The organism is Acinetobacter harbinensis (assembly GCF_000816495.1).
GTDB classification, from domain to species: Bacteria; Pseudomonadota; Gammaproteobacteria; order Pseudomonadales; family Moraxellaceae; genus Acinetobacter; species Acinetobacter harbinensis.
In genome coordinates this window covers 2,061,872-2,072,542 of the sequence record NZ_JXBK01000001.1, presented here as the reverse complement: position 1 = coordinate 2,072,542, position 10,671 = coordinate 2,061,872, and the positions used below count along the sequence as shown (strand labels likewise).

Here is a 10,671-nt window from a genome sequence, read left to right as displayed (position 1 = left end):
TTTTATAGCTCGCACCTTCCCCAAGATGCGAGCTTTTTTTATCCAAAATTTAAGTACATCGAATTCGATGCTTTTAAAATGGTGGAATTACACCAGATTAGATTGCTTGATCATTGCTTGCTTAACTAGGAAGGAATCTTTCTTAGTTCGACATAATGATTAACATGATTAAACTTAATTGTTCCGCATGTAGCTGATAAGTATTTAAATTACTTTGACATTTTTACGGACATTTTGACTTAGTAGATTGCTTGATTTGAGTTATCTAAAAGAGAGACAAAGTTGCTTGTGTATCAGAAATACATAAAAAGGATAATCAAATGTTCCGATTCTTAAAACGATTGTTCTGCATTCACACATACGAATACACAGACAAGATTGAATGTCGCAAGTGTGACAAAGTTAAACAATAGCCGAACGTATTACGGCACATAAAGCCCTGTCGCATTCTAGATGTTGATGGGGCTTTTCTTTTCTTATTTGAACTATCCGGAAATACCGGAAGGTTGGCGGTATGGATAGAGTGGAAGCAAAACGGAATATTGAAAAATACGAAACCGAAATAACAAAATGGCAGGCGCTATCACGTGGATTGATGTCACGTGATGAAATGATGCTTGTCGATAAGAAGATCAATCAATTAAAAGAGTGGTCGAAGAATTTAAGAAATATGCTGAATGCGTGATGCCAAAAGATTAGCTGCGGTTCGTAAGCTGCCATGTGTGAGGTGTGGTAATCCAAACTCACAAGCAGCTCATAGTAATTGGTCGGAACATGGTAAAGGTCGAGGTATTAAGGCCGATGATCAATTTACCATTCCATTGTGCGTGAAATGCCACCAGTGGCTTGATCAATATCACTCAATGAATCGTGATGAGTCGAAAGCATGGTTTATGCAGATGCTGGGTAAGACTAATCGCATGTTGAGCATGGAAGATAAAGAGGTGTTTTGATGGCGGCTGTATTTGAAATCAAGTCACACTACGAAATCACAAAAACGATTGGCTATCTAAACACTCACCACTCTAATGCGATTGCCGACGGTAAGCCATTGGTGGTGAGGATCGATCAGAAGCAGGATGATCGGACAGTTGCGCAGAATCGGTTGTACTGGAAATTCTTAACTCAATGGTCAAAGCATCAAGGCACCGATAAAGATTCAGAGCACCTATTTTTCAAGAAGAAGATTCTTTCAATTATTTTCTATCGTGATGATGTTGGTCAGTATCGTAAGACATTCGATGCAGTTAAGACGCTGAAGAATGAGAAGCATCCAATGTACGAGCAAGTGGCCAGTGGCCTTAATGAGTTGATCAGTACGACGGATGCAAGTGTCGAACAATTTACCGAGTACCTGAACGATATTCATGCGTTCTGCTTAAAGCATGGGTGCTACCTAAGCACACCTGATGATTTGATGTATGCATTGGAGTATTAACTATGGCGAACCTAAGGCCCAAACAGCAAAGGTTTGTCGAAGAATATCTGATAGACCTGAATGCTACGCAAGCCGCTATTCGTGTGGGATATAGTGCAAAGACAGCAGCGGTCATTGGTGCTGAGAACCTTATAAAACCTTATATTCAAAAAGCTATCCAAGAAGCGCGAAACAAACTTACTGAGCGCACCGAAATTACCCAAGATTATGTGCTTACTAATATTAAGAAGGTTATTGAGCGTTGTATGCAGCAAGAAGCGGTTCAAGCAAGAGATGGCTCACCACTTTTAGTTGAAGGTCCTGAAGGTGATTTAGTTCCACTGTTTGAGTTTAAAGAGACTGGTGCGCTAAAAGGTCTTGAATTGCTCGGCAAGCACTTAGGCATGTTTAAAGACAAGATTGAATTAACCGGTAAAGACGGCAGCTCGTTAGGAATCAAGGTGGTATTTGAAGATGATGGAGAAGCGAGTACCAAGTAAGTTCAAGCCGCTTTACACGCACCTACAAAATAACAAGCGAAACTATGTATTTCATGGTGGTCGTGGTGGCGGGAAGTCTTGGGAAATTGCGGACTTCCTGCTTATCGAAGGAGCGAGAAAAAAGCACCGCATTCTTTGCTGTCGTGAGGTTCAAGAGTCAATCAAGAAATCTGTGCATAAACTTCTATCAGATCGAATCGAAGCATTGGGACTTGGTGGTTTTTATCAAATCCTAGACACAGAGATTCGTGGCGCCAATGGGACAGAGTTTTTCTTTTCCGGATTGCTTAGCCACACTGTCGAGTCGGTCAAGTCTTTTGAGGGTGCAACAATCACATGGATTGAGGAAGCACAGGCTGTCAGCTCTTTCTCGCTGTCCATTTTGGTACCAACTGTTATTCGCACTGAAAAGCCAATGATTGTTATGAGCCTTAACCCGAAGCTTCCAACCGATGCTGTATATGCCGAGTATGTTGCTAAGCACAGGGATGACACTGTGCGCATTCAAGTCAACTACACAGAAAATAAGAGTTGTCCGGCTGAAATGATTGCTGAGGCTGAGCAGATGAAAAACGATGATTATGACAAGTATGAGCATGTCTGGCTTGGCGCACCAAAAGAAATCGCAGATGGTGCAATCTATAAAGCTGAATTTGAAGCGATTAGAAAAGAACACCGCATCTGTAAAGTCCCACATGATCCAAATTTGCCTACTTACACATCGTGGGATTTAGGGATTCTTGACCCTACTGCAATTTGGTTATTCCAGATTTACGGCAAAGAGATTCGTGCGATTGATTACTACGAAGCCAGTGACGAGCCTTTATCTCATTACGCCCGAATACTGGATGAGAAGAAGCAGGAATATGGCTACAACTACGATAAACACTTTGCACCGCACGATATTGCTGCGCGTGATCTGTCAAGTGGTGTGAGTCGTGAGCAGACTATGGCGACACTTGGTTATCGCATGACCAAAGGCGCTCGATTAGGTGTTGAGGATCGAATTGAAGCAACACGACAGATGCTTAAGAACTGTTGGTTTGATGCTGAGAAATGCAAACACGGTGTTAGAGCATTGCAAAACTATCGTCGTGAATTTAACGATAAATTAGATCAATTTAAAGCGACTGCTGTGCATGACTGGGCTTCACATGGCTCAGATGCATTTGGTGAAGGCGCTTTGAATATTAATAAAATGTGCGTGAAAACTAAGGCAGCCCCACCGCCACCGCCGATGCACTCTAATTCTTGGATGGGATAATATGGCAAAAGATAAAGCAGATCAGCTCATCCTTGATGCAGCTAAAAAGTTTCGTGATGACGCGCAGGACTACTGGCAAGAAATTTACGATCAAGGCCTAGAGGACAAGAAGTTTGTCACAATCAAAGGAGCGCAATGGGAAGGTGATGCAATTGCAAAGCGTAAAGCTCAAGGCAAGCCTACATTAGAGATTAATATCTCTCGGGCTTATGTTCAGCAGCAGATCAATACGATGCGTCAAAACCGACCACAAGCCAAAGTTGTACCGGTTGACAGTGGCGCTGATCCTGAGGTTGCTAAAGTTTTGGAGGGCTTAATCAAAGACGTTGAGGAATCATCGAACTTTGAAGATGCCCGGGATACAGCGGCCGCGAATCAGGTTCACGCAGCAGTCGGCTTTTATCGTATTGTCACTGATTATATTAATGAGAAGTCATTCAACCAAGAGCCGCGCTTCAAACCAGTTGAGAATCCTCAAGCTGTTTTGATTGACCCATTATCCAAGGCGCTTGACGGCTCGGACATGGCGAAGGCATTGGTCTGTGAATGGGTTGATAAAGATCAGGTCATTAAAGAGTATGGTAAGGATGCTGTAGATGATTTCGAGACCGATGCCGACTCTGATTGGTCTAACTACACAGATAAAACGGTATGTATTGCTGAATACTTCTACAAAGAGCAAATCGCAGATACGTTGCTACTGCTTAAAGATGGCACGATTGAGTTTAAATCAGTGTTGCTTGAACAGGTGCCTGAAGATGAATTGGAACAGATGATTGAGACTGAGCGATCAACGTCACGCACTGAAATCAAATGGGCCAAAGTTTCAGGTACCAAGGTGTTAGAAAAAGGCGTGTTCCCCGGTCAATACATTCCAATCTTTCCTGTTTATGGCGAAGTGACTTGGGTTGAGAATAAGCGCCATATTTTCTCACTGGTTCACTTTGCGAAAGACCCACAACGTTTATTCAATTACTGGAAGTCAACCGAAGCGCATATTCTGCAGAAGAACCAAGATGAAATGACCATTGTGGATGATCGTGGTATCGCTGGCTTTGACGAATGGCGTAATCCATCAAGTGCGGCGTACTTGCGTTTTAAAGCAACTGATGACAGTGGAAATGTGATTCCTTACCCAACGAAAATTGGAGCAGCAGCTCCGCCAGTTGGTATCCTGAATGCAAGTGAGTCGGCTAAAGCTTTAATTCCTGACATTCTGAACATGCATGCACCACAGATGGGGCAAGACGTTAATCAGCAGTCAGGTGTAGCTATTGGCTTACTTCAACGTCAATCTGATACTGCACAGTTCCACTTTCAAGACAATATCAACAAAACTATTCGTCATTCAGCGCGTGTTTTAATCGGCTTATTCCCGATTCTTTATGACACTGAAATGGTGCGTCGAATTATTGGTGCTGATGGTGAAAGTGAACTGGTTAAATTGAACGCTCAACCGGAAAACCAAGATGAGCAGTCTAAGGCGATCAATGGCGTGCTGAATGATATGTCGTTGGGTCGCTTCGATATTCGCATGGATACTGGACCAAGCTTCAATACTCAGCGTGAACAATCATTCACATTGATGATGCAGCTTGTACAAAGCAATCCATCGCTATTTAATATTGTTGCTGACTTGATCATCATGAACTCGCCTTTACTGAACTCTAAAGAGATTGCGGAACGTGTGAAAATGCTCGTACCACCGCAGGCGCTCGGCAAAGACAAGATTGATCCTGAACAAGCTAAGGCACAAATCACGCAGCTTGATCAACTTGTGCAGAAGCTAACTGCGGATCTTGAATCATTGCAGATGCAACTTAACGATAAGAATGCTGACCGAAATATTGAGATGATGAAGGTTGAATTGCAGGCCGAAAAAGATATTCAGGTTGCACAAATCAATGCATCTAGTCGCTCCGATGTTCAAGAGCTGCGCGGTGTTGTTGAATTGCTTAAGCAGCGTATTGATCTCAGCAATACACCTCAAAATTGGTTACAACAAGGTGAGGGTGTAGATAACTATGCCCCGACCACAGCACAGAATACCTCGCTATCAGAAGGACTTGAGCCGCCACCTGATATGTCGCAAACAGAAGTTGAAAGCCCTGCCACTGAGCAGGGTTTTTTAATGCCTGAAGAAAGTGCTCAACCTGAAAACCTCGCTCCCAGTCCTGATCAGATCGGGGAAAGCGCATTGATCGAAAATGGTGGTATGCCACCAATGGAGCAGCAAGATGGACCCCAATTCTAACGACATCGTAGAAACCACCGCTACGGAAAACACAGGTGCAGAAGTCGAAACCGAGCAAGTCGAATGGGTGCCGGAATCAGGTGAGCCAGAAGCCGAAGAAGGCGAACAGCCGAAAGTGGTCGAAGGCGAAGAACCCAAGGAAGAACCTAAGCCAAAGAATCGTGCAAAAGAGCGAATTGAGCAGTTAGCGCGTGAAAATGCGGAATTGCGCCAGTTCAAGCTTGAGCAAGAGTCACGGCAGAACGCACCACCGCCAAGCCAAGCGCCAAAAATTGAGGACTTTGAGGATTACTCAGATTACCAACAGGCGCAGCAGGAGTGGTTCATCGAACAAGCCGAATCTCGCGTCTTGGCCAAGCTTAAGCAGGAGAATGATCAGAAGGGTGTAGCTGAACGATCATCAAGCTACGAGTCCGCAGCAATTGAGCTACAGGATGATGGCATTGATGTTCAGGGGCTGTTCCAAAAGGCTGAATCTTTGCCACCACTGCCAGTTCAGTTAGATCAGTTCGGCTTAAACGCAAAAGATACGCTCAGTCTTGCAGCCGACATTATTGGTGACGATGACCTGTATTACGAATTGTCCGGCATGTCGGCAGTTCAAGCGGCTGCGAAAATTGGCCAATTAATCGGTGCCAAGCAAAACAAACAAGTATCTGCTCCAAAAGTAACAAAAGCCCCACCGCCACTTAAAACGGTCAAGGCAAGTGCAGCTATTGCTCGCAATCCAGAAACGATGAGCGATGCAGAATGGTACAAAAACGAAATCCAATCACGAAAGGGTAAATAAATTATGGCTAATACAGTTTTAACGCATCAAATGATTGCACGCATGGCAGCGCAGATTCTCGAAGAAGAAGCGCCATTCATTGCAAATATCAACAAAGGCCGCCAAGACGAATTTGGTGTTGATGTTCAAGGCTTTAAAAAAGGCGATACGGTAAAGATTAAAATCCCAACTGCTGGCCGTGTATTGACAATATACAAGTACTAGGCGGTGCTGATGTGTCGGTAATTGGCATTACTTCGCATGATTCACAACGAAGTGGGATAGTAGTTAGCTCAACCACTAAGAAGGCACGCATTATCGGAAATCTTTGCTACGGAAACCGTAAAGATTATGTCAATCAAGGCGGCTGGGGGATCGTTTGCTCTGTAGATACACAAGATGTATTAGTCAATTCTAATATATGTGTTGGTAATCAAACAGGTGGTATTACAATTGACACTTATCCAGAAGGTGGGGGGAGTTCAATTGACAGTCGAGTTAATGTCGTTGGAAACATTATTAACGGTTTATACAATGATACATATAGCACGACTGGCATTACTTTAAATGATGCTACTCACGCAATAGTAAGTTCAAATAATATCTATAAAGTCGGGCAGGGCATTCTTTGTACAGATGCTAAATTTGCAAATGTTTCTGGAAATACAATTCAAGACGTTTCTAATTTCTTTGTTCAATTTTTGCGTTCGCACGATTCATCATTTAGTGCGTCCAATATTTGTGATGGTTGCAATGTAACTGGTGGGGCTGCACTTCGATTTATTGACACAGATCGCTTTTAAAGCTGGTGGGAATACCATTCGCAATCTAACTGGCGCTGCGGGTCATGTGTATCGGGTTAGTGGCAACTCAAGGGACTGGACTATTGACGAGAGTGACTGTATTCGCTCGGTCTCTGGTTCTGGTTATGTTTTTCACATCTTAGGTGCTGGAAACACTGGTGGGCGGATACGTCGCAATCGTTTTAAATCTCCCGATATAAAAGGTTGGGATTGGTACATTGCTTCTGACAATTTAGCTCAATTCTCTACGCATGATAATGAACTTGAATCCGTAGGTATAAACTACATTACATCAGGTGCTAATGTGACTGCGGGTGATGACACTATTAATGGGTCTCGAAATTTGTGGGCTGTAGCGCCAACAGCTTTTAAATCTCGAATAGGTCAAGTTGCAGCAATTGCAGGTGCTCTTAAGTATTGGAGCGGCACGGCTTGGACTTAATTTAAAGCTATCAAGAGACATTATTACAATCAATAATCAAGATGCGTGAAAGCGGATCTGGTTGATTATTTGGAAGTAAATCCTTTTTGGTGTTTTTTTTGTGCAACTCCGTCTGTTTTGGGGGCGGGGTTTTTGTTGAAAATTAATGCAACTGACATGATAATACGAAAACTTATTGAGTTAAAATCTACCAAAATGCTGATAAAAAAACCTTTTTTTTACGCAATATTCTATTCTGCAGTAGTTTTTATTGTCAGTCTATTCGTGCTTCCATATTACATTGATGGCGATCAGTTCTATTACAGAGATTTTTATAAATATTGTTTTTATGAGTCACTTACACTTAGTCAACAATTCGACTGCTATCAAACGACTTTAGCATCATCAGAGCCAGGGTATTTTATTTTATCAAAGCTAGCCAATGCTTTCCTTGACAAAGATTTATATATTGCAATAGCAAATGCTATTTTAACTTTTATTTTTTCGATTCTTGTTTTTAAGAACTATAAAGCTGTCTGGCATAGACATGTTTTTTTAATATTGCTGCTAACAAACTACTATTTAATCGTCATGTTTTTTGCAGCAGAGAGGTTAAAATTTAGCTTCATATTTCTAGCTTTAGCTTTATTGATTTCAGGCAATAAAAAATTATTTTTATTTTTTGGTGCAATGTTTATTCACATCCAGTCAGCTCTTTTGATTGGCCCTTATTATATTGCGCAAGTTTTTGATAAAAGTGAGAGCAAGTGGATTAAAGTGCTAACTATTGTGGGATTCATCATTGTTTTTGCAATAGCTTTGTTTGTTCTAAAAGATCATATTGAATCTAAATTCACCTCATATTCCAATAAAACAGAAGAAAGTGGGTCTGGTGTTCTTGGTTCACAGGTAGGCGCAATTAGCGCCTTTTTTTACGCCCTGATTTTATTCTCAGAGCAGTTTTTAGGGCTTTGGAGTATCATCCCGCAGGACCTTAAGAACCTCATTCCTGCACAGTGGCAAGAATATGTCGGTATCTTTGTTGGCGTAGCAATGGTACTTGCGCGACTCAAAAAGCAGCCTGAGATACACACACCAGAGCTAAGCGGTATTAACAGCCTTTTATCCACACCGATCAAAACAAATGATCTGGCTTGGATGATTGAGGCCAAAAGACACATCGGCTTAAAAGAAGTTTCTGGCAAAACTCATAATTCAACCATTTTAAGTTGGCTTAAATCATTGGGCGCGTGGTGGTCAGAAGATGAAACAGCATGGTGCGGCACTTTTATTGCTCATTGCCTGAAAGTGGCAGGAGTAAAATATCCGAAGCATTGGTATTGATGTGGTTCCGTTAATTAGACCACTCAATCTAGTTTTATAAGTGATAAATCCGCTCTAAATATTTAAATTATGCTGCCATTACTTTTGGTAAATGTCGATCATAAAATTCATTTGGTGTTGCCTTATTCAAGCTTGAATGAGGACGTATCGTGTTATAAAAATCCAAATATTCAGCAATTGATTGTTTTGCTTGTTTAACCGTATCGTAAGCCTTCAAATAGACTTCCTCATGCTTCACACTGCGCCATAAACGCTCAATCATCACATTATCCATCCACCGTCCTTTTCCGTCCATACTGATACGGATATTTCGCAATTTTAACTCATTCAAAAATGCCTCGCTTGTGAATTGACTGCCTTGGTCTGTATTGAACACCTCAGGACAACCATATTTCACAATTGCTTCTTGCAACGCATCTATGCAAAAGTCTGTTTCCATACTGATCGATACACTATGAGCCAGTACTTTACGACTATGCCAATCTATAATCGCACACAGATAGACAAAGCCTTTAGCCATAGGAATGTACGTGATATCTGTACACCAGACTTGATTAGAGTGATCTATAACCATGTTTTTCAAAAGATATGGAAAAATACGGTGTGCAAGATTAGGCTTACTGGTATTGGGCTTTGGATACAAGGCATGTATTCTCATCAAGCGCATTAAACGTCGGACTTTACGCCGACCTATTTGATATCCTTGACGCTGTAGCATGTCTCGTATCATTCGACTGCCCATAAATGGGTAGTCGATGTGAATTTCATCAATTAGACGCATTAAACTCAAATCAGTTGATGAAATCTCTTTGGGCTTGTAATACAACGTGCTGCGATTGATTTGAATCAATTGCGATTGTTGTCGTACCGAAAGTTGATGGGTCTTATCGATCATTTTTTGCCGCTCAGTTGCCCTGTTTTTCTGAGTGCACCTTCTAAAAAATCAATTTGCAATGCCTGATGTCCTATCTTGGCATGTAAAGCTTTAAGATCAATCTCTGGTTCTTGTTGTGCTGTTGGTCGTGAAAAAATATTGATCGATTGCTCAAGCAGTTGATTTTTCCAATCAATGATTTGATTTTGATGTAAATCGAATTGAGTAGAAAGCTCAGCGAGTGTGTGGTCGCCTTTAATTGCTGCGAGAGCAACTTTAGCTTTGAAATCTGCTGAGTGATTACGACGTTTTCTTCGTGTCATGGTTGACTCCAGAAACAAGCATTTCCCATGCTTATTGGGGAGTAGATTATCACTTATAGACGTGGTCTAAAATCATAGATCCACATCAATATCGTGCTCTTGATTATGTGAACTACGGATCTAAACTCTCAAGACCTGCTTACGGGTGTGTGGCAATTAAAGCACGTCAGGGCGGTGGTCACGTTTGCTTTGTGGTGGGGCGAGATGAGAAAACACGTAAACTGGTCTGTATTGGTGGCAATCAATCGAACATGGTTTGTTATGCTCTATACGCTGAATCAGATTTTCAAGAATTCCGTTGGTATGGTTTAACTGGAAGTCCAGCACAACATCGCTATGATTTACCTATTATGACAGGTGTGACTGCGACAAAGGTAAGTGAAGCTTAAAAGATGGCCCTCAAGTGAGGGCTTTAATCATCTCTCAAAGCATCCACTTTCAAACAAAATACATATAACGCCGTTGCTAAATTCTCGCCAAAAACCTTTCGGGGAATGAGTGAATAACATGCTGATTTTTATAGTCTTAGTTTTGCATAAATAGTGTATTTTTGTTGGTCTTAAAACACTATAAAATTATTAAAAATCAAAGCTATTCTATATGTTAGGGCACAATATTGACATCGTAGAGGTCAGCAGTTCGAGTCTGCTTATACCTACCAAAATTTAATCTTATTTAATTTAGATTATATAAGATCCAAAA

At 41.6% G+C, this 10,671-nt stretch carries 11 protein-coding genes and 2 pseudogenes; 12 read left to right on the top strand and 1 reads right to left on the bottom strand.

Annotated features, from left to right (window positions below; all coding sequences use genetic code 11):
• Positions 1-514 precede the first annotated feature (514 nt).
• The 11 genes and pseudogenes from SE27_RS13990 to SE27_RS13535 all read left to right on the top strand — a co-directional run.
• Positions 515-685, top strand: coding sequence for a hypothetical protein (locus SE27_RS13990; RefSeq protein ID WP_171160682.1), 171 nt, complete (start codon positions 515-517; stop codon positions 683-685).
• Positions 678-953, top strand: coding sequence for a DUF968 domain-containing protein (locus SE27_RS09695; RefSeq protein ID WP_039622919.1), 276 nt, complete (start codon positions 678-680; stop codon positions 951-953). Before SE27_RS13990 ends, SE27_RS09695 begins: the two co-directional genes overlap by 8 nt.
• On the top strand, positions 953-1,438 hold the full coding sequence (locus SE27_RS09690) for a phage protein NinB (protein WP_039622918.1): 486 nt from the start codon (positions 953-955) through the stop codon (positions 1,436-1,438). The genes SE27_RS09695 and SE27_RS09690 overlap by 1 nt, the downstream gene beginning before the upstream one ends.
• 2 nt (positions 1,439-1,440) lie before the next feature.
• The gene (locus tag SE27_RS09685) at positions 1,441-1,917 is read left to right on the top strand and encodes a terminase small subunit (protein ID WP_052251730.1); all 477 of its coding nucleotides are present in this window, start codon (positions 1,441-1,443) and stop codon (positions 1,915-1,917) included.
• Complete coding sequence (locus SE27_RS09680; RefSeq protein WP_039622914.1) at positions 1,892-3,181, top strand: PBSX family phage terminase large subunit; 1,290 nt, start codon at positions 1,892-1,894, stop codon at positions 3,179-3,181. The genes SE27_RS09685 and SE27_RS09680 overlap by 26 nt, the downstream gene beginning before the upstream one ends.
• A gap of 1 nt (position 3,182) precedes the next feature.
• Entirely contained in the window at positions 3,183-5,435 is a 2,253-nt protein-coding gene (locus SE27_RS09675; protein WP_039622912.1) for a portal protein, read from the top strand.
• Entirely contained in the window at positions 5,419-6,225 is an 807-nt protein-coding gene (locus SE27_RS09670; RefSeq protein ID WP_039622910.1) for a hypothetical protein, read from the top strand. Before SE27_RS09675 ends, SE27_RS09670 begins: the two co-directional genes overlap by 17 nt.
• A gap of 3 nt (positions 6,226-6,228) precedes the next feature.
• On the top strand, positions 6,229-6,429 hold the full coding sequence (locus SE27_RS09665) for a hypothetical protein (RefSeq protein WP_039622908.1): 201 nt from the start codon (positions 6,229-6,231) through the stop codon (positions 6,427-6,429).
• 11 nt (positions 6,430-6,440) lie between these two features.
• Entirely contained in the window at positions 6,441-7,007 is a 567-nt protein-coding gene (locus SE27_RS09660; protein ID WP_039622906.1) for a hypothetical protein, read from the top strand.
• Positions 6,988-7,449, top strand: a complete 462-nt coding sequence (locus SE27_RS09655) for a hypothetical protein (protein ID WP_039622904.1) — start codon at positions 6,988-6,990, stop codon at positions 7,447-7,449. The genes SE27_RS09660 and SE27_RS09655 overlap by 20 nt, the downstream gene beginning before the upstream one ends.
• Before the next feature lie 156 nt (positions 7,450-7,605).
• Positions 7,606-8,769 (top strand): annotated as a pseudogene (locus SE27_RS13535) (EpsG family protein); the annotation flags it as partial.
• Between the two features lie 70 nt (positions 8,770-8,839).
• Here the strand turns inward: SE27_RS13535 and SE27_RS13680 are convergent.
• A protein-coding gene (locus tag SE27_RS13680) for an IS3 family transposase (protein ID WP_148308931.1) occupies positions 8,840-9,969 on the bottom strand; the annotation gives its coding sequence in 2 pieces (ribosomal slippage) (positions 8,840-9,717 and positions 9,717-9,969; 1,131 coding nt in all).
• Positions 9,970-10,052: 83 nt separating this feature from the next.
• Between SE27_RS13680 and SE27_RS09630 the strand changes: the two are divergent.
• Positions 10,053-10,358: pseudogene (locus SE27_RS09630) on the top strand (TIGR02594 family protein); the annotation flags it as partial.
• Positions 10,359-10,671 lie beyond the last annotated feature (313 nt).

Bases quoted from the DNA above. Each gene is read 5' to 3' on its own strand.
- SE27_RS09675 (WP_039622912.1), top strand. From the start codon at position 3,183: ATGGCAAAAGATAAAGCAGATCAGCTCATCCTTGATGCAGCTAAAAAG.
- SE27_RS13990 (WP_171160682.1), top strand. From the start codon at position 515: ATGGATAGAGTGGAAGCAAAACGGAATATTGAAAAATACGAAACCGAA.
- SE27_RS09680 (WP_039622914.1), top strand. From the start codon at position 1,892: ATGATGGAGAAGCGAGTACCAAGTAAGTTCAAGCCGCTTTACACGCAC.
- SE27_RS09665 (WP_039622908.1), top strand. From the start codon at position 6,229: ATGGCTAATACAGTTTTAACGCATCAAATGATTGCACGCATGGCAGCG.
- SE27_RS09670 (WP_039622910.1), top strand. From the start codon at position 5,419: ATGGACCCCAATTCTAACGACATCGTAGAAACCACCGCTACGGAAAAC.
- SE27_RS09695 (WP_039622919.1), top strand. From the start codon at position 678: ATGCGTGATGCCAAAAGATTAGCTGCGGTTCGTAAGCTGCCATGTGTG.
- SE27_RS09690 (WP_039622918.1), top strand. From the start codon at position 953: ATGGCGGCTGTATTTGAAATCAAGTCACACTACGAAATCACAAAAACG.
- SE27_RS09685 (WP_052251730.1), top strand. From the start codon at position 1,441: ATGGCGAACCTAAGGCCCAAACAGCAAAGGTTTGTCGAAGAATATCTG.